Annotated in this window: 14 protein-coding genes; 7 read left to right on the forward strand and 7 right to left on the reverse strand. The window is 64.9% G+C overall.

Going from position 1 to position 18,546, the window contains the following annotated elements:
* The first annotated feature begins 265 nt into the window (after positions 1–265).
* Positions 266–1,036, forward strand: coding sequence for an SDR family NAD(P)-dependent oxidoreductase (locus ACVOLQ_RS01665; protein ID WP_481526829.1), 771 nt, complete (start codon positions 266–268; stop codon positions 1,034–1,036).
* Positions 1,037–1,154: 118 nt separating this feature from the next.
* Positions 1,155–1,721, forward strand: a complete 567-nt coding sequence (gene yeiP / locus ACVOLQ_RS01670; RefSeq protein ID WP_282270790.1) for an elongation factor P-like protein YeiP — start codon at positions 1,155–1,157, stop codon at positions 1,719–1,721.
* Between the two features lie 151 nt (positions 1,722–1,872).
* Here yeiP and ACVOLQ_RS01675 read toward each other — a convergent pair whose 3' ends face one another.
* The 5 genes from ACVOLQ_RS01675 to ACVOLQ_RS01695 form a co-directional block, all read right to left on the reverse strand.
* A complete protein-coding gene (locus ACVOLQ_RS01675) occupies positions 1,873–3,018 on the reverse strand; it encodes a two-component system sensor histidine kinase NtrB (protein WP_313171860.1) in 1,146 nt (381 codons plus the stop codon).
* Positions 3,015–4,895 (reverse strand): DUF7844 domain-containing protein, encoded by a 1,881-nt coding sequence (locus tag ACVOLQ_RS01680; RefSeq protein ID WP_481526830.1) that lies wholly within the window; start codon positions 4,893–4,895, stop codon positions 3,015–3,017. The genes ACVOLQ_RS01675 and ACVOLQ_RS01680 overlap by 4 nt, the downstream gene beginning before the upstream one ends.
* Positions 4,895–5,194 carry a DUF2388 domain-containing protein gene (locus tag ACVOLQ_RS01685; protein WP_313171856.1) on the reverse strand — a complete coding sequence of 100 codons (300 nt, stop codon included), beginning with the start codon at positions 5,192–5,194 and terminating at the stop codon, positions 4,895–4,897. The genes ACVOLQ_RS01680 and ACVOLQ_RS01685 overlap by 1 nt, the downstream gene beginning before the upstream one ends.
* An 81-nt stretch (positions 5,195–5,275) precedes the next feature.
* Entirely contained in the window at positions 5,276–8,416 is a 3,141-nt protein-coding gene (locus tag ACVOLQ_RS01690; RefSeq protein ID WP_481526831.1) for a multidrug efflux RND transporter permease subunit, read from the reverse strand.
* Between the two features lie 9 nt (positions 8,417–8,425).
* Positions 8,426–9,574 carry an efflux RND transporter periplasmic adaptor subunit gene (locus ACVOLQ_RS01695; RefSeq protein WP_481526832.1) on the reverse strand — a complete coding sequence of 383 codons (1,149 nt, stop codon included), beginning with the start codon at positions 9,572–9,574 and terminating at the stop codon, positions 8,426–8,428.
* 149 nt (positions 9,575–9,723) lie between these two features.
* On the opposite strand from ACVOLQ_RS01695, the gene ACVOLQ_RS01700 reads away from it, so the two are divergent.
* Together ACVOLQ_RS01700 and ACVOLQ_RS01705 are read left to right on the forward strand one after the other, a co-directional pair.
* Positions 9,724–10,446 (forward strand): response regulator, encoded by a 723-nt coding sequence (locus ACVOLQ_RS01700; protein ID WP_481526842.1) that lies wholly within the window; start codon positions 9,724–9,726, stop codon positions 10,444–10,446.
* Positions 10,446–11,513 carry an ATP-binding protein gene (locus ACVOLQ_RS01705; RefSeq protein ID WP_481526833.1) on the forward strand — a complete coding sequence of 356 codons (1,068 nt, stop codon included), beginning with the start codon at positions 10,446–10,448 and terminating at the stop codon, positions 11,511–11,513. The genes ACVOLQ_RS01700 and ACVOLQ_RS01705 overlap by 1 nt, the downstream gene beginning before the upstream one ends.
* A gap of 39 nt (positions 11,514–11,552) precedes the next feature.
* On the opposite strand, the gene ACVOLQ_RS01710 is transcribed toward ACVOLQ_RS01705, so the two are convergent.
* Positions 11,553–12,941: an FAD-binding oxidoreductase gene (locus ACVOLQ_RS01710; RefSeq protein WP_481526834.1), complete on the reverse strand. Its 1,389-nt coding sequence runs from the start codon at positions 12,939–12,941 to the stop codon at positions 11,553–11,555.
* A gap of 203 nt (positions 12,942–13,144) precedes the next feature.
* Here ACVOLQ_RS01710 and serA point away from each other — a divergent pair, with 203 nt between their 5' ends.
* Complete coding sequence (gene serA / locus ACVOLQ_RS01715) at positions 13,145–14,386, forward strand: phosphoglycerate dehydrogenase (RefSeq protein WP_481526843.1); 1,242 nt, start codon at positions 13,145–13,147, stop codon at positions 14,384–14,386.
* 263 nt (positions 14,387–14,649) lie between these two features.
* Here serA and ACVOLQ_RS01720 read toward each other — a convergent pair whose 3' ends face one another.
* A complete protein-coding gene (locus ACVOLQ_RS01720; protein ID WP_481526835.1) occupies positions 14,650–15,195 on the reverse strand; it encodes an NUDIX hydrolase in 546 nt (181 codons plus the stop codon).
* A gap of 188 nt (positions 15,196–15,383) precedes the next feature.
* Here ACVOLQ_RS01720 and ACVOLQ_RS01725 point away from each other — a divergent pair, with 188 nt between their 5' ends.
* Positions 15,384–16,859: an amino acid permease gene (locus ACVOLQ_RS01725; RefSeq protein WP_313171843.1), complete on the forward strand. Its 1,476-nt coding sequence runs from the start codon at positions 15,384–15,386 to the stop codon at positions 16,857–16,859.
* 78 nt (positions 16,860–16,937) lie between these two features.
* Complete coding sequence (locus ACVOLQ_RS01730) at positions 16,938–18,383, forward strand: amino acid permease (RefSeq protein ID WP_481526836.1); 1,446 nt, start codon at positions 16,938–16,940, stop codon at positions 18,381–18,383.
* Positions 18,384–18,546 lie beyond the last annotated feature (163 nt).

Consider the following 18,546-nt stretch of genomic DNA (forward strand, 5'->3'; position numbering starts at 1 on the left):
GTCGTAGCCAGACAGGGGCCGGCAACGACCCTGTAGCGCGGGTAAGCGCAGCGCAACCGGGGCCCTCGGCAGCAGCAAATTCAGGCCCTCCAATATCCCGTTCCCCGGGTGCGCTGCGCTTACCCGGGCTACCTAGACGGCGAGGACAGGAAGTAATGCCTCATGGTCTCGCTGGATCAGGCCCTGCCCCACAGGTCTGCACGCATCAGTTAGCCGCGGATCGGCATCAGCTAGAATCGGCGGATCACTCAGCAGGATTGTTCCAATGCAGCTGTCTTCCGTTCGTGCCGTCATCACCGGCGGCGTCTCCGGCCTCGGCCTCGGCGTCGCCCAGTTCCTGGTTGCCAATGGCGGCAAAGTCGCCCTGTTCGACCTCAATGATGAAAAGGGCGCCGCCGCGGTCGCCGAACTGGGTGCCGACAATGCCCGCTACTTCACCACCAATGTCACCGACGAGGCCGGCGTCGCCGCCAACCTCGCCGCTGCCCGTGAGTTCCTGGGCGGCCTGAACGTGGTGATGAACTGCGCCGGCATCCTCGGTGCCGGGCGCGTGCTGGGCCGCGAAGCGGCGATGCCACTGGCCAACTTCCAGACCACGGTGATGGTCAACCTGGTCGGCAGCTTCAACGTGGCCAAGGCCGCCGCCGAGCTGATGCAGCACAACGAGGCCAACGCCGACGGCGAGCGCGGCGTGATCATCAATACCGCCTCGGTGGCCGCCTACGAAGGCCAGATCGGCCAGGCCGCGTATTCGGCGTCCAAGGGCGGCGTGGTCGGCATGACCCTGCCGATGGCGCGCGAACTGGCGCGTTTCGGCATCCGCGTGCTGACCATTGCCCCCGGCGTTTTCTGGACCCCGATGGTCGATGGCATGCCGCAGAATGTGCAGGAATCCCTGGCTGCCTCCATCCCGTTCCCGTCGCGCCTGGGCCAGCCGGCCGACTTCGCCAGCCTGGTCGGCCACATCATTGGCAATACCTACCTCAACGGTGAGACTATTCGCCTCGACGGCGCCGTACGTTTGGCACCGAAGTGACTCCGGAGCGGGGCTTGGGGACTCGGAACGGCGCGAAAGCGCTACCCGATCAGCCCCGGGACCCGCTTCTGGTTTTGCGAATCTCCCATCCCGATTCCCTGATACCAGCGCTCAATCCATGAAAGCCAACGACATCAAGAAAGGCAACGTCGTCGAGTACAACAACGGCGTCTACCAGATCCGCGACATCGAGCGCAGCTCGCCGCAGGGCCGTGGCGGCAACGTCCGCTTCCGCTTCATCATGTACAGCGTGCCGGGCGGCAACAAGCTCGATGCCAGCTTCGATGCCGATGACAACCTGCCGGAAGTCGAGCTGCTGCGCCGCCAGTCCACCTTCTCCTACATGGACGGCGATGCCTTCGTGTTCATGGATGACGAGGACTACACCCCGTACACGCTGGACGCCGAGGTCATTGGCGATGACGCCGGCTACATCACCGAAGGCCTGACCGGCATCTACGTGCAGGTCATCGACGACCAGCCGGTCGCCGTGCAGATGCCGCAGCACGTGACCCTGGAAGTGATCGAGACCCCACCGGAACTGAAGGGCGGCACCGCCACCAAGCGCCCGAAGCCGGCCAAGCTCAGCACCGGACTGGAAATCATGGTCCCGGAATACATCGTCAACGGCGAACGCATCCTGGTGAACACCACCACCGGTGAGTTCGGCGGCCGCGCGGACTGATTGACTGCAGCCTCCTGCCAGATGGCAGGGGGCTGCACGCCGCATTGCGTGGACGATGTTGTGGGTGCGGCGTAAGCCGCGAAGCAGACAAGGCTTCAGATCCCTGGATCCATGGAGATCCGGCGTCCTGTCAGATAGCCGGTTTCGCGGCTTACGCCGCTCGCACAACGTCTGTTGCCACCGGAAAATACAGCGACACCGCGGCCCCGCCCAGCGCCGAGGTACCAATCGTCGCCGTGCCTCCGGACTGCGCTGCAAACCCGTAGACCTGGCTCAACCCGAGGCCACTGCCATCACCGACACTCTTGGTGGTGAAGAATGGTTCGAACACGCTCTCCTGCAGCTCCGCCTGGATCCCTGGCCCGCTGTCACCGACGCAGATGCAGACGAACTGGCCAGCCTCACCGTTACCTGAAGGCACGATGATGCTTTCAAGCCGCGCCGACAGCATCACCTTGCCGACACCGTGCATGGCATCGCGGCTATTGCTGAGCAGGTTCAGCAGCGCAGCCTCCAATTGCCCAACGTCCACCGAGATTGGCGGCAGCTTCTCGGCCAGGTTCACGTTCAACTGGATGGTCTCGCCACAAACGCGGCGATACAACTCCAACGAGGCATTGACCAGGTCATCCACCCTGCTCAGCTGGGGCACCAACGTTTGGCCGCGGCCGAACGCCAGCATCTGCCGGGTCAACTGGGTGCCACGTTCCACCGCCCGATGGGCGATATCCAGAATGCGCCGCACGCTCTCGTCGCCGGAGCGGCGCAGCGACAGCATGTCCAGGCTGTTGCCAATCACCGACAACAGGTTGTTGAAGTCGTGCGACAGGCCCAGGGTGAGCTTGCCTACCGCATCCAGGCGCTGCGCACGCAACGCTACCTCCTGCGCCTCCCGCACCCGCTTCTGGGTCTGGAAAATCTCGGTGATGTCACGGATGAGCACCAGCACCCGTGCGCCGCGCTGATCGGCGACCCGCTCCAGCATCACCGATGCGCGGAACCGCCCGCCATCCTTGCGCACCATGGCCATGCTCAGCTGATCGATGCCCTCTTCGAGCGTGCGTGCCACCGCCTGCTCGGCCGCACCGCGCTGCGAATCCGCAGCACTGAACAACACCGAAAAGGGGCGTCCGCGGATTTCCTCACAGGCATATCCCAGGACGGTTGAAGCACCCGCGTTGCAGCTGCGCACATGGCCGTCCTGGTCAAGCTGGAGGATGGCGCAGGAACTCAATTTCACTACATCCCCAGCCAACATCATTGCATCGGCCGCCTGCTGCTGTTCTGTGCTGCTCAACCGCGTTCTCCTGAAAACTGACCCGGCCGCCGCTGTTCGCGCGCCGCCGCCTCCCCCGTTTGCGTACCGTACCCTAAACGCAGACGTTCGCGCAGGTACAGCAGGTTCGATTCGATCTGGGCCAGGTCGGCGCGCTGCGCCTCGGGCAAGGCTGCCAATGCCGCCGCGTGCAACGCGGCCCACTGTTGCTGGGCCTGCCCTGTGCCCGCTGCGGTATCCGCCTTCAACTGCGCCAGCTCGTCCGGACCGGGGATGCCGTACCCGGGGCTATGCGCCAGCAGGCTTCCGGGCGCCAGCAACGCACCGGCCCGTGCCATCAACGCATTGAAATCGTCTTGCTCAGGCAATGGCTTGCCACGTGTCAGCAAGCGCCGCTTGAGTACATCGCCAGCCGCGACCTCGGCCTGTCGCCGGGCGGCCTGCTCCAGCAACAGCATCGCGGCCAGCACCTGCTCATCGGCCTGTCGCATCCATAGCCGGCGCTGCGCAGGCGGCAGCGCCAACCATTGCCCGACATCGGTGGCGGGCAGCGGCAGCGCCTTGCGCGCGACCGCGAACACCGTCGCGTAATGATTGGCCGCCGACTCGAAGTAGTAGCCGCCACGCATTGCCATCGTCCGCTCGCGTGGCGGATCGACCAGCGCCTTGGACCGCAGGCCGTCCAGCAGCCCTGTCGGCGTGATCGACAGCAGATCGGCCGCACCCAACCGCGGCACACCATCACTGAGCAGCTTGCCTGTCTCTACCGCGCAGTTGTTGCTGATGAAGTAGTAGCGGCCGTCATAATCCCAGTGCAGACGCGCCGCCTGCTGTAGCAGTGTGGTGATCTCACCGCGCTGCAGGCGCAACGGTGTGGACGATACCCCGCGCAACTCGACCTTGGTGTATTCCTCGATGACCCGACTGAGTGGCAGCACGAACAGGCGTGACGGATAGACCCCGGTCAAACCACGCCAGCTGGATATCTGCACATCGCCCACGAACGCCCTGAACGACAGCACCAGATGGTGTTGCAGGTCCATTCGGCACGCCGGCCCCGGCACACGTCCCGGCGCGCACACCACCAGCCGCAGCATGCTGTGGCCCCAGCGGCTCATCAGTTTCTCGTTGCCTTCGGCCAGCAGGTAGTCGACCTCATAGACCCGCGCCGGATCCAGATCGAGCAGATCGGCCTGCCCTTCCTGCTCACCGGCCTGCATGAACGGCAGGGTCTGCGCGCAGTGTGCCCCGTCCAGCTGTCGTGGCTCGCCCAGATTCTCGGCAAACCAAGCGTGCAGCAGCGGACGTCGGCAGCGGTAATCCGAATCCAGCAGATAGTGTTCAAGGTTTACCGCGAAGAACTCGGCCGGACTTTCCAGCTCATAGGGATCGGGGCTGCGCAGGTGGAAGTGATTGCGCCCGCGGCCCGGCCATAACGGCCGCTGCTGCCAACCGGCCAGGTCCAGCAGGCGTGACTGCATCGACCAGCCGCCATGCTGCGAGCGGTCCAAGGCATGTGCCAGTTCATGGATCAACGCGGCCCGTGCCTGCTGCCAGGCCGGGGCGGAATGCAGGGGGGCGGGGGCGGCACCGGCCTGCACCAATCCATGCAACAGGCGTTCGTCCAGACCCAGTTCCCGCCCCCGCGCCCTGCCCTGCACATGCGCGGGCAGGTCTGCGCGCCATCGCAACTGCAATGTCAGCGCGGTATTGGTCTCGATCGTGGCAGGCAGGCGCGCCAGTACGTCATCAATCAGCTGTTGGCTGACCTGCAGCTGCGCCGGATCCAGCGCCTGCGTCCGCAGTTCGATGCGCAGCGCTGCCTGCAATGGTGCGGCAGCGCATAACAGCAACAACATCGCCAGCCACCGCGTGGGCGGCAGCCAGCGGTGATTCATCACAGGGCCAGAATCTTCCGCGCCAGCGCCATGTCGCTGGCCTCGCGCGCTGCAGCGTCGCGCTCGCGCAACTGGATCAAGGCCGCTTCCAGCCATGCGCCACGGATCTGGCCATTGCTGGCGACGAAACCTGCCGCATCCTCCCGCGCATCCAGCAGCACCTTGTCGTCCCCGGAAGAGCTGCCCGAAGAGTTGGACGATGCACCCGAGGCGGAGCCGGCCGAAGTGCCCGCAAAACTGGAGGCGAATGCCGACATCGGCAGGGCAATCAAGGCGCAGAGCAGGATCGAGCGGATCATTGGCGTGTCAATGTCGGATGAACAAGGACGCCAAGAGTACCGACCGTGGCCGCTGGTTGGAACCAGCGACCACCCTGCCCATCAGATCCGTTCATGATCCGCTGCGGTGGCCGGCCCTTGCCTGCCCGGCAGTCGCTGCCGCAACCAGCGCCAGCTGGAATCCACCACCACATAGAACACCGGCACGAAGAACACCGCCAACACCGTCGCCGTCACCATCCCGCCAAACACGCCGGTACCGATGGCCTGCTGGGTTTCCCGCGATGCTCCCTGCGCCAGCATCAACGGCAGCACTCCGAGGGCAAACGCCATGGATGTCATCAGGATCGGCCGCAGACGCATCCGCGCTGCTCGCAGTGCCGCCTGCGCGGCGGTAAAGCCCTGCCGCTGCAGCTGGCGCGCGAACTCGACAATCAGGATCGCGTTCTTCGCCGACAGGCCAATCACCGTGATCATGCCGACCTTGAAGAAGACGTCGTTGGGCATCCCCCGCAGCAGTACTGCGGCCACCGCACCCAGCAGCCCCAACGGCACCACCAGCATCACCGCCATCGGGATCGACCAGCTTTCATACAGGGCAGCCAACACCAGGAATACCACCAGCATCGACAACAGCAGCAGCCAAGGGGCCTGTGCGCCCGATGTCTTCTCCTGCAGCGACTGGCTGGTCCATTGCAATGCAAAACCTGGCGGCAGCTGCCCCGCCAGGCGTTCCATCTCGGCCATGGCCTGACCGGTCGAGACGCCCTCGGCTGGCGCACCGGACACATTCAGCGCGGGAAACCCAAGGTAGCGCTGCAACTGCAACGGTGACTCCTCCCATTGCGGCGTGACCAGCTCGGCAAGTGCAACCATGCCAACGTGCGCATTGCGGACATGCAAGCGGAGCACGTCCTCGATCTCCATCCGGAACCGCGCATCCGCCTGCAGGATCACCTGCTGCAGGCGGCCCGCGTTCGGGAAGTCGTTTACATATTGCGACCCCATGGCCACCGACAAGGTCGTGCTGATGTCGGTGAATCCAACGCCCATCGCCTCGGCCTTGGCGCGATCTATCTGCAGCCGCACGCTGCTGCCCGATGGCAGGCCATCGGCATGTACCTCGGCCAGCAGCGGGCTGGCCTGCGCCAGGGTCAGCAGCTGCTTCTGGGCGGCACGCAATTGCGCTTGGGTCTGGCCACTGCGCGCCTGCAGCGCCAGGCTGAAGCCGGAGGAGTTACCCAGGCTGTCGATGGCCGGCGGCATCACACTGATCACCTCGCCCTCGCGGATGGTCGCCATCGCCTCCAGGGTCGCAGCGACCTCGCCAGCTGCGGTTGCACCACCGCGCTCATCCCAGTCCTTGAGTATCGTGTACGCCATGGCCGCACTCGGCCCCGAGCCGGCAAAGCTGTAGCCGGTGATGACCTGGTTGCCAGCAATGCCGGGTCGCGAAGCGATATGCGACTCGTAGGCCTGTACCACGGCAAGGGTGCGTTCCGCCGTGGCCTCGGCCGGCAGTTGCATCGAGGTGATGAAATAGCCCTGATCTTCTTCCGGCAAGAAGGCACCGGGGAGCCATTGCAAGCCCAGCAACAGCGCCACCACCAGCGCAGCGAACACCGCCATCACCCGCCCACCGCGGCGCAACACCGCAGCCACCATCCGATGATAGCGCCCACTCATGCGGGCGAATCCTCGATTGAATGCATCGAAGAAACGCCACTGACGCCGTTCATGTGCGAGCGGACGCAGCAGGGTCGCGCACAGCGCCGGGGTCAGGCTCAATGCCAGCACCGCCGAGATCAGGATCGCGACCGCCATCGACACCGTGAACTGGCGATAGATTGCCCCCACCGAACCGCTGGCAAAGGCCATGGGAATGAAGACGGCGGTCAGCACCAGGGTGATGCCGACCACGGCACTGGTCAGCTCGCGCATCGCCTTGATCGTCGCCTCGCGCGGCGCCAGCCCTTCCTCGGCCATGATCCGCTCAACGCCTTCAACCACCACGATGGCATCGTCGACGATGATGCCAATGGCCAACACCATTCCGAACATGGTCAACACGTTGATCGAGAACCCCAGCGCCAACATCACCGCGAAGGTACCCAGCAGCGCGATCGGTGCTACCAAAGCCGGCACCAGGGTGTAACGCCAATCCTGCAGGAACAGGAACATCACCGCGAACACCAGCAACATCGCCTCCAGCAAGGTCTGCAGGACCTTCTGGATGGATATCTTCACGAACGGCGCGGTGTCGAAGGGAATGCTGGTTTCCACACCCGGCGGCAGCAGTGATTGCAGCTCGGCGATGCGCGCACGCACGGCCGACGAGGTGCTCACCGCATTCGCACCGGGACGCAACTGGACGCCGGCAGCGGTGGCCACCTGGCCGTTCTCGCGGGTACCCCAGGCGTAACTCTGTGCCCCCATCTCCACCCGCGCCACATCGCCCAGCAGCACCCGCGAGCCATCGTCCTGCGCGCGCAGAACGATGCCCGTGAACTGCGCTGGCGTGCTCAGCTGCCCATCGGCAACCAGCGGGACGGTGATGCGTTGGCCCGCTACGCTGGGCGAATCACCGATGCGGCCCGGCGCGATGTTCTGGTTCTGCTGTTCGATGGCGGCAACCACATCACCCACCGTCAGTGCATAGCCAGCCAATGCCGAAGGATCCAGCCAGATCCGCATGGCCTGCTCGGCACCGAACAGCTGGACCCGGCCAACACCGTCGATGCGCCGCAGCTCGTCGATGATGTTGCGGGCCATGAAGTCGCCCAGTTGGGCTTCGTCCACGCTGCCGTCCGGCGACCTCAGCCCGACCAGCATCAGGAAGCCGGAATCCGCCGCTTCCACGAACAGGCCGCTCTGCCGCACGCTGGCCGGCAGGCGCGGTTCGATCGCCTTGATCCGGTTCTGCACATCCACCTGCGCCATCTCCGGGTTGGTACCCGGGGCAAAGGTGGCGGTGATGGACGCCTCGCCCGAGGTATCCACCGAGGATTCGAAATAGAGCAGGTGCTTGACGCTGGACAGCTCGCGCTCGATCAGCCCGACCACCGAATCGTCCAGTGTCTGGGGGCTGGCGCCCGGGTAGCTGGCATAGATGCTGACGCTGGTGGGTGCCACCGCCGGGTAGCGCTCCACCGCCAACTGCGGAATGGCCAGGACACCGGCCAACACGATGAAGATCGCCAGCACCCAGGCGAATACCGGGCGATCAATGAAGAAACGGGCCATGGATTACCTTCAATGGGTGCGGGATGCGACGGCGGCCTTGCCCAGCGCGGACACCGGCTGCCAGGGCAGGGTTTCGACCAGCCGCCCTTCCTGCAGTCGCTCCTGCCCTTCCACCACCACCTGCTCGCCAGGCTTCAGGCCACTGCGCACGATCCATTGCCGGTCCACACTGCCATCCAGCTCAAGGGTGCGGATGATCGCCTTGCCATCGCCATCGATCACCCAGGCATAGGTCTGTCCACCGGCGCTGCGCAGCACTGCCTGCTGTGGCAACAACGGCTGCTCGCTGGCGCTGCCACGCGGCACCCGCGCGCGCACGAACATCCCTGGCAACAGATCACGGCGTGGATTGTCGACCAGCACCCGCAGCACCACGTCACCGGTACGCGCATCGACGTTGATACCGGAGAACAACAGCTGCCCGGCCTGCTTGTGCACCTGGCCATTGGCACCGATGATCGCCACCGGCATCGCGCCACCATCGACGACATCCCGGCGCATCGCCGGCAACTGCGAGGCTGGCTGGCGCACATCGACGTAGACCTGGTCGATCTGCTGCACCAGCGCCATGGGTTCGGCATCGGTAACGTTCACCAATGCGCCTTCGGTCACCATGGCCTGGTCGATGCGACCGGCGATGGGTGCGCTGACAGTGGCATAGCGCAGGTCCAGCTGACGGCGGGCCAGGATCGCCCTGGCTTCGGCCACGGCAGCACGCGCCTGCTCATACTCAGACGTCGCATCATCGCGATGCTGCTGGCTAACCGCCTGCGCGGCGGCCAGTGCCTGCAGGCGTTGTGCCTGCAGTCGGCTGCGCGACAAGGCCGCCTCGCTGCGTTGCAGGGCCGCCAGCGCCGAATCGACGTCGGCGCGGAACGCCGCAGGATCGATCTGGAACAGCGCCTGCCCTGCAGCCACCTCGGCTCCCTGCTCGAACAAGCGCTTGCGCACGATGCCGCCAACCTGCGCGCGGATCTGCGCGGTGCGCAATGCTGCCACCCGCCCCTGCAGTTCGTCGTCGCGCTGCACGCGTTGCGCGACCACGGTCACCACGCTGACCTTGGGCACCACCTGCGCAGGTGTTTCAGGTGAGGAACAGGCCGTCATGGCCACAAGCAGCACCGCACACAAGGCGGCCGTAATCCATCGAATGATCATCACTGGGGGTGGTACTGGAAAGCCTGCGGGAACGCAGGCGCGCAGTGTGCCGGGCGATGATGGGGTTTCGATGGAGGGAATGTGGAGATAGCATGGAGGCAAGAACCTTTCGGCCCGACCCGGTAATGACCGCACTGCCACCCGCCGCCATGATGGCGCAATGGAATCGTTCCGCTGATGCACTTGTCCTGATCGTCGAGGACGAAGCCGAGATCGCCGACATCATCACCGCCTACCTGGAGCGGGAAAAACTGCGCGTGGTGCGTGCAGCAGATGGCCACACCGCACTCGAGCTGCATCGCAGTGCGCGCCCGGACCTGGTGCTGCTGGACGTCCAGCTGCCCGGTATCGATGGCTGGGGCGTGCTGTCGCAGCTGCGCCAGGGCAGCGACACGCCAATCATCATGCTCACTGCCTTGGACCAGGACCTGGACAAGCTGACCGCACTGCGGATGGGTGCCGATGACTACGTGGTCAAGCCGTTCAACCCGGCCGAAGTCGCCGCCCGGGTACGTGCCGTACTGCGCCGCACGCTGCACGCCGCACCGCGCCCTGCCATCACGGTCCTGCGGGCAGGCCCGTTGCTGATCGACTCACAGACCCATTCGGTGCATGTCGAGGGTGAGGGCTACAGCCACGAGCTGCTGCTGACGCTTACCGAATTCAAGCTGCTGCATTGCATGGCGTTGGCCCCGACCCGCATCTTCAGCCGCAGCGAACTGATGCACCAATGCCTGCCCGAGAGCGAGGCGCTGGAGCGCACCGTCGACAGCCATGTCAGCAAGCTGCGCCGGAAACTCGACGACGTGGGCGTGGCCAACATGCCGGCCAGCGTGCGTGGTGTGGGCTATCGCCTGATGGCGGATCGCTGATGCGCCGCCCCGGGCTCAATCGACACATCCTCATGTCGATGTCGCTGATGGTCATCAGCGTCATCGTGATGATGGCGTTCTCCTCCTGCCTGCTGTACGCGATCCTGGTCGAGTCGTATCCGGCCAACGCACTGGAATTGCAGGAATGGCTGCCAACGGGTCCGGAACTGGCCTGGATGGCGATTGTCACTGTCATCGGCCTGGCGCTGGCGTTGGCCACATCGATCCGGCTCACGCATCGCATCGTGTCCCCGCTCAACACCTTGATGGAATCTGTGCGCGCGCTGGCCGACGGTAATCTGGATGCGCGCGCCAGCGCCAGCGACGACGCGCTGGACGAGATCGCCCTGCTGGTCGAAGACTTCAACACCATGGCCGCGCGCCTGCAGCATATGGACCGCGAACGCGCCCTCTGGCACGCGGCGATTGCACACGAACTGCGGACACCATTGACCATCCTGCGCGGCCGCCTGCAAGGCCTGGCCGACGGCGTGTTCCAACCGGACGAAGCACAGTTCCGCAGCCTGTTGTCGCAGGTTGAAGGGTTGTCGCGGCTGATCGAGGATCTGCGCGTACTGGGACTGGCCGGCAATGGTCGGCTCGACGTGCGGCGCGCGCGTACCGACGTGGTGCAGGAAGTGCACTCGGTGATGACCCTGGTCGATCCGGCGTTCCGCACTGCGGGCTCGGTACTTGAACTGGAAACCCACCGCGACGAACACCCGGCTTACTGCGACCCCACCCGTCTGCGCCAGGCACTGCTCGCCCTGCTGGAGAATGCGCGACGTTACGCCAGCCCGGGCCGGGTGAGGATCTCAATCCTGGACGGCAAGGACCACGTGCAGGTGGCCATCGAGGACAACGGCCCCGGCATCGATGCCGCCTTGCAGCCACACGTCTTCGACCCTTTCATGCGCGGCGATGGTTCACGCTCGCGCCAAGGCGGCGGCAGTGGGTTGGGACTGGCCGTGGTCAAAGCAATTGCCGATGCCCACGGCGGCCAGGTTTCCTGCGGCAGCGGCGCTGGGGGCGGCAGCCGTTTCGTGCTGGAACTGCCGCGCGAGTAAGCGCCCGTTTCAGAGGCACCGACCGACGCAGCTGATCGATCAGCGATCGAACAGCTTGCCCGGGTTCAACAGCCAGTTCGTATCAAAGGCATGCTTGACCCCACGCATCAACGCGACTTCCGCGTCGCTGCGGGTGCTGGCCAGGTAGGCCTTCTTGACCAGACCGATGCCATGCTCGGCCGAGATGCTGCCATCAAAGCGGTGCAACACCTGCGCCAGCAGCTTGGTCACGTGCTCGCACTGGCTGAGGAACTCGGCATCACTGGTGTCGTCGGGCTTGAGCACATTGATATGAAGGTTGCCGTCGCCGATATGGCCGAACCAGACCACCTCGAAATGCGGGTAGGCGCCATTGATCAGCGCCTGGGTCTCGGCCAGGAACGCCGGCATCGCCGAGATCCGCACCGACACGTCGTTCTTGTACGGTTTGTAGCGCGCCACCGACTCGGTGATGCCTTCGCGCAGGCGCCACAGCTGCTGTGCCTGTGCCTCGCTGGTGCTGATCACACCATCCAGCACCCAGCCCTGCTCCATGCAGTACTCGAACGCCGCCAGCGCGGCGGCTTCGCCAGCCTCGTCGGCGGAGGCGTATTCGGTCACCACGTAGTAGGGGTGGATGTCCTCGAACGGATACTGCGCACCGTGCGCGGTGACGTGCTTGACCGCCAGATCGGTGAAAAACTCGAAGGCCTCCAGCTGCAGCCGCTCGCGGAAGGCGGCAAACACCTGCATCAGCACTTCGAAAGACGGCAGCGCCAACACCATCACATTGGTGGCCGGCGGCGGGTCGGTCAGGCGCACGGTGGCCTCGACCACGATGCCCAACGTGCCTTCCGAACCGATCATCAGCTGGCGGAAGTCGTAACCGCTGGAATTCTTGATCAAGCCCTTGTTGAGCTCGAGCAGCTCACCATTGCCAGTAACCACCTTGAGCCCGGCGATCCATTCGCGGGTGTTGCCGTAACGGATCACCCGGATGCCGCCTGCATTGGTGGCGACGTTGCCGCCGATCGAACACGAACCGCGCGCGGCGAAATCCACCGGATAGATCAGCCCATGTTCCTTGGCGGCGTTGTGCAGTGCTTCCAGCGGCATGCCGGCCTGCACCACCAGGGTGCGGTCCACCGCATCGAACGCCAGCGCCTTGTTCATGCGCTCCAGGCTGAGCACCAGCTCGCCATTGGCAGCCACCGCGCCACCGGACAGGCCGGTGCGGCCACCGGAGGGCACCACGGCCACCTTGTGTTCGTTGGCCCAGCGCATCACCGCCTGTACCTCTTCCACACTGCCCGGCAGGGTGATGGCCAGCGGCGCCGGCGTCCAGCGCCGGGTCCAATCGCGGCCGTAGTGCTCCAGGTCGCCAGCGTCGGTCTTCAGACGCAGCTCGGGGCAGGACTGCAACAGGGTTTCCAGGCGCGGATCGGTCATGGCGGTGTTTCGGCGGCGTGAAAGCCGCCAAGCGTGACAGCCCGGCCGCGTGCCGTCCAGTGTCCGTAGTGAGGCCTCACGCGCGCCGTGGATTTCATATGAAACCTTTTACCATCAAGGCCTTGCCGCGTTGCGCAGCGCACAAATCGGCGCGCCGATCTGGCATAGTTGGCGACCTACCCACCTTCGCCGCCGTACACGACATGTCGCCCAAGAAGACCTCGTTCCCGAAGCAGGACATCCGCGTTTTGTTGCTTGAGGGGGTCAGCCAGACCGCCGTGGACGTCTTCAAGGCGGCCGGTTACTCGCAGATCGAGCTGTACAGCAAGTCACTGCCGGAAGAGGAGTTGAAGGCGCGTATCGCCGAAGCCCACATCGTCGGCATCCGCTCACGCACCCATCTCAGCGCCGAGGTGCTGGCCGAAGCCAAGCGCCTCATCGCGGTCGGCTGCTTCTGCATCGGCACCAACCAGGTCGACCTTGAAGCCGCCGAGCTTGCCGGCATCCCGGTCTTCAACGCGCCCTACTCCAACACCCGTTCGGTCGCCGAACTGGTGATTGCCGAGGCGATCATGCTGACCCGCGGCATCCCGCAGAAGAACGCCGAATGCCACCGCGGCGGCTGGTCCAAGTCGGCCGCGGGCAGCCATGAAGTACGCGGCAAGACCCTGGGCATCATTGGCTACGGCCACATTGGCACCCAGGTCGGCGTACTGGCCGAGGCACTGGGCATGCACGTGATCTTCCACGACATCGAAACCAAGCTGTCGTTGGGCAATGCACACCCGGCCATCAGCATGGACGACCTGCTGGCGCGCTCGGACGTGGTCACCCTGCATGTGCCGGAGAACGGCTCCACGCAGTGGATGATCGGCGCCGAACAGCTGGGCAAGATGAAGAAGGGCGCGCACCTGATCAATGCAGCGCGCGGCACTGTCGTCGATATCGACGCACTGGATGCGGCGCTGCGTTCGGGCCATCTGGGCGGCGCCGCGGTGGACGTGTTCCCGGTTGAACCCAAGGGCAATGGCGACCTGTTCGAATCCCCGCTGTCCGCGCATGACAACGTGATCCTGACCCCGCATGTGGGCGGCTCCACCCTGGAAGCGCAGGAAAACATCGGCGTGGAAGTGGCCGCCAAGCTGGTGCGCTACAGCGACAACGGCTCCACCCTGTCGGCGGTCAACTTCCCGGAAGTGACCCTGCCCGAACACGAACAGAGCCTGCGCCTGCTGCACATCCACCGCAACGTGCCGGGCGTGCTGTCCAAGATCAACGAGATCTTCTCACGCCACAACCTGAACATCGACGGCCAGTTCCTGCGCACCGACCCCAAGGTCGGCTACGTGGTGATCGACATCAGCGCCACCGAGGAACAGGCCGCGGCCATCCGCGAGGAGCTGGCAGCGATCCAGGGCACCCTGCGCACCCGCATCCTGTACTAACGCCCCCGGTAGTGCCGAGCCATGCTCGGCAGGGGCTCTCCTGGCAACGTCAAAACCAACCCCTCCCCAACCCTCCCCTTCGCTACGCGAAAGGGAGGGCGCTGTAGTGCCGAGCCATGCTCGGCAGGGGCTCTACCGGTCCCGTCAGGGATATTGTGGGAGCGGCATCAGCCGCGAAGCTGATGGATTTCCAGGTTGTGGGAGCATTACCGGCGATCGGTCGCTGCCTGCTTCGCGGCTGACGCCGCTCCCACATGCCCGTTCTATCTCTGCAGCCACCGGCTTGCCATCCGCCGCATGGATTCATCCTGGTCATTGGCGATCTCGGCCACCGACCGCCACGCCAACTCCAGCGATTCCTCGCTGACCACGAACCGCTCGTCGCCACCGGCCATCACTACATAGCGCACGTCATAGTGCCAATGCCCCGGCACTTCCCTGCGCTCGGGAATCCAATGCTTGTCCAGATCAAAGATCGCCCTTGACGCCAGCGCCAGCCCCTGCAGGCCCGACTCTTCCTCGGCCTCGCGCAGCGCCACCGCCGCAAGATCGTGGTCGCCGTCAGCATGGCCTCCCGGTTGCAACCAACGCTGCAGTTTGCGGTGGTGGGTCAGCAAGGCGCGGTCGCCATCGGCACTGACCAACCAGGCGCTGCCGGTGAAGTGCCCAGCCAACCGTTCGCGGGTGAATGGGTCCACTCCCCCCTCGTCAAGCAGGGTAAGAAATTCCCGTGCCAGTTCATCATGTTCCCGATGTCGCTGGGAATAGTCCGTAACTGCCTGATGCAATTGCCGATCCTCTGCAAGCATGACTGTAAGCACATCCCATCTTTTCAATCCGGCGGCCATTATCGCTGTCCATGTTGCAGTTGCGCTTGTCGAGTTTCTCCACCTTTGGCAAGGTAGGGTGGTTGCCGACCGTTCAGCTTGCGTCGCCAAACAAACGGCCCCGTCGCCCCCGTGCGTTCGGGCCAATACACAGCTCGGGAATTTGCGGAATGCTTAAAACACTGTTGAGGGTCAAACCGGTCGAACCGGCCGCACATGTCGATGCCGGCGAACCGATCGAAGGCAGCCTGCAGGGCGAAGCCACACTCAAGCGCACCCTCACAGCCCGGCACCTGATCCTGCTGGGTATCGGCGCGGTGATCGGCGCCGGCATCTTCGTGCTGACCGGCCAGGCTGCGGCCAACCACGCCGGGCCGGCGGTGATGCTGTCCTTCGTCTTCGCCGGCATCGCCTGCGCCCTGGCCGGCCTGTGCTACGCCGAGTTCGCCGCGATGATGCCGGTCTCCGGCAGCGCCTACTCCTATTCCTACGCCACCCTGGGCGAAGGCATGGCATGGTTCATCGGCTGGTGCCTGGTGCTGGAATACCTGTTCGCCTCCGCCTCGGTGGCGGTGGGCTGGTCGGCCTACCTGATCAGCTTCATCACCACCACGCTGCATATGCCCTTCCCCGACGCGCTGTCGGCGGCACCACTGGCCTGGACCGGCAGCGAGTTCGTCAGCTCCGGCAAACTGTTCAATCTGCCTGCGGTATTGATCGTGGCGGCCATCACCGGCCTGCTGTATGTCGGCGTCACCCAGTCCACCTTCGTCAACGCCGTGATCGTGGCGATCAAGATCACCGTGATCTGCCTGTTCGTCGGCTTCGGCATCCAGTACATCGACCCGGCCAACTGGCAGCCCTTCATCCCGCAGAATACCGGCACTTTTGGCGAGTTCGGCTGGAGCGGCGTGTTCCGCGCAGCCACCATCGTGTTCTTTGCCTATATCGGCTTCGATGCGGTCTCCACCGCGGCCGGTGAGACCAAGGACCCGCAGAAGAACATGCCGATCGGCCTGCTCGGCTCGCTGGCGGTCTGCACCCTGGTCTATATCGTGGTCTGCGCGGTCCTGACCGGCATGCTGCCCTACAACCTGCTGGGCACCGACAAGCCGGTGGCCACCGCGCTGGAGGCCTACCCGAGCCTGTCCTGGCTCAAGACCGCAGTCGAGATCGGCGCCATCGCCGGCCTGTCCTCGGTGGTGCTGGTGATGATGATGGGGCAGTCGCGCATCGCCTACACCATCTCCCGCGACGGCCTGTTGCCGAAGATGTTCGGCAAGGTCCATCCGCGCTTCCGCACGCCTTACATCAGCACCTTGGTGGTCGGCGTACTGGCCGGCGCACTGGCCGGGCTGGTGCCGCTGAACGTGCTGGGTGAACTGGTCTCGATGGGCACCCTGCTGGCCTTCGCAACGGTCTGCATCGGCGTGCTGGTGCTGCGCCGTACCAAGCCGGACATCGTGCGCCCGTTCAAGGTCCCCGCCGCATGGCTGATCTGCCCGTTGGGCGCGCTGGCCTGCCTGGCCTTGTTCATGCAGGCCTTCGTGGTGCATTGGCACCTGTTTGTTGGCTGGACCGTGCTGGGCCTGTTCATTTATTTCGGCTACGGCATCCGTAACAGCAAGCTGAACAAGCAAGCCTGATCCACGCCCTGACCGGCGCCCTGCGCGCCGGTTTTCTTTTGCGCGCCTGCCGCGCACCGATGAGCGAAGACCCGAAACATGTTCAAGCAACTCTGGGCCACCAAACATCCGCACGCCGCACACGAGGAAGCCAATGGCCTGAGCCTGCGCCGAACCCTCGGCCCCTGGGGGCTGACCGCGCTGGGCATCGGCGCGGTGATCGGTGGCGGCATCTTCGTCATCACCGGCCAGGCCGCGGCCAACCATGCCGGCCCGGCCATCATGCTGTCTTTCGTGCTGGCGGCCGTATGCTGCGCCTTCTGCGCCCTGGCCTATGCCGAGTTCGCCTCGATGGTGCCGGTTTCCGGCAGCGCCTACACCTATACCTACGCCACCTTCGGCGAGCTGTCGGCCTGGTTCATCGGCTGGATGCTGGTGCTGGAATACGGCGTATCGGCCTCGGCGGTGGCGGTCAGCTGGACCGGCTACTTCCTCAGTTTCCTCAATCACTTCGACATCCACCTGCCGGCGGCACTGGTCAATGCACCGCTGGATGCGCAGCTCAAGCCCACCGGCGCCATTGCCAACATCCCGGCGGCGATCCTGGTGCTGCTGCTGACCTGGCTGTGCTACGTGGGCATCAGTAAATCCTCGGCAATGAACATGGCCATGGTGGTGCTGAAGACCGGCCTGATCATCCTGGTGATCGTCGCTGGCTGGAAGTACGTGGACACCAGCAACTGGACCCCGTTCATCCCCGCCAACGAAGGCCCTGGCAAGTATGGTTTCGAGGGCGTGCTGCGTGGCGCGGCCATGGTGTTCTTCGCCTACATCGGCTTTGAAGCGGTGTCGGTGGCGGCACAGGAGTCGCACCGCCCGCAGCGTGACCTGCCGATCGGCATGCTGCTGTCGCTGGTCATCTGCACTGTGCTGTACATCGCCATGGCGGCAGTGATGACCGGCCTGGTGCCCTACCGCCTGCTGGGCACTGCCGAGCCGGTGGTCACCGCGGTTGCCGCCCACCCGCAGCTGGACTGGTTGCGCATCATCGTCGAGGTTGGCGCCCTGATCGGCCTGGCCTCGGTGGTGCTGGTGATGGTGATCGGCCAGCCGCGCATCTTCATGATCATGGGCCGCGATGGCCTGCTGCCGCCGGTGTTCACCAAGATCCACCCCAAGTACCGCACGCCGCATATCAACACCGTGATCACCGGCATCGGCATCGCCCTGCTGGCGGCGCTGTTCCCGCTGGATATCCTGGGCGAGCTGACCTCGATGGGCACGCTGATCGCCTTTGCCGCGGTCTGCGCCGGCGTGCTGGTCCTGCGCCGCACCCAGCCGGACCTGCCGCGTCCGTTCCGCATCCCGATGGCTTGGCTGATCTGCAGCCTGGGCGTGCTGAGCTGCATCGGCCTGCTGACCGCGATGACCCTGCACAACTGGATGCTGATGGGTATCTGGACGGTGACCGGCTTCGTCATCTACTTCCTGTATGGCATGCGCCACAGCAAGCTGAACGCGGAGAAGAAGGCCAAGCGCGGCTGAGTTGCCTGCGGTGAAGGAAGCCAAAGCCCGGGAGCGATCCCGGGCTTTTTCGTTATCGGGTAGTCCGCATCCCCCGTAGCCCGGGTAATCGAAGCGCACCCGCGGGCGATGGGGCAAGCAAACGCCGACGGCCCCCGGGGCGGGTTAGGGTACCCGCCCGACA

The sequence above is a fragment of the Stenotrophomonas sp. STEN031 genome, from assembly GCF_056759975.1.

What these genes read in the sequence shown, in the direction of transcription:
- ACVOLQ_RS01665 (WP_481526829.1), top strand. Translation starts at nt 266, where the DNA reads ATGCAGCTGTCTTCCGTTCGTGCCGTCATCACCGGCGGCGTCTCCGGC.
- yeiP (WP_282270790.1), top strand. Translation starts at nt 1,155, where the DNA reads ATGAAAGCCAACGACATCAAGAAAGGCAACGTCGTCGAGTACAACAAC.
- ACVOLQ_RS01680 (WP_481526830.1), bottom strand. Translation starts at nt 4,895, where the DNA reads ATGAATCACCGCTGGCTGCCGCCCACGCGGTGGCTGGCGATGTTGTTG.
- ACVOLQ_RS01685 (WP_313171856.1), bottom strand. Translation starts at nt 5,194, where the DNA reads ATGATCCGCTCGATCCTGCTCTGCGCCTTGATTGCCCTGCCGATGTCG.
- ACVOLQ_RS01690 (WP_481526831.1), bottom strand. Translation starts at nt 8,416, where the DNA reads ATGGCCCGTTTCTTCATTGATCGCCCGGTATTCGCCTGGGTGCTGGCG.
- ACVOLQ_RS01695 (WP_481526832.1), bottom strand. Translation starts at nt 9,574, where the DNA reads ATGATCATTCGATGGATTACGGCCGCCTTGTGTGCGGTGCTGCTTGTG.
- ACVOLQ_RS01700 (WP_481526842.1), top strand. Translation starts at nt 9,724, where the DNA reads ATGATGGCGCAATGGAATCGTTCCGCTGATGCACTTGTCCTGATCGTC.
- ACVOLQ_RS01705 (WP_481526833.1), top strand. Translation starts at nt 10,446, where the DNA reads ATGCGCCGCCCCGGGCTCAATCGACACATCCTCATGTCGATGTCGCTG.
- ACVOLQ_RS01710 (WP_481526834.1), bottom strand. Translation starts at nt 12,941, where the DNA reads ATGACCGATCCGCGCCTGGAAACCCTGTTGCAGTCCTGCCCCGAGCTG.
- serA (WP_481526843.1), top strand. Translation starts at nt 13,145, where the DNA reads ATGTCGCCCAAGAAGACCTCGTTCCCGAAGCAGGACATCCGCGTTTTG.
- ACVOLQ_RS01720 (WP_481526835.1), bottom strand. Translation starts at nt 15,195, where the DNA reads ATGCTTGCAGAGGATCGGCAATTGCATCAGGCAGTTACGGACTATTCC.
- ACVOLQ_RS01725 (WP_313171843.1), top strand. Translation starts at nt 15,384, where the DNA reads ATGCTTAAAACACTGTTGAGGGTCAAACCGGTCGAACCGGCCGCACAT.
- ACVOLQ_RS01730 (WP_481526836.1), top strand. Translation starts at nt 16,938, where the DNA reads ATGTTCAAGCAACTCTGGGCCACCAAACATCCGCACGCCGCACACGAG.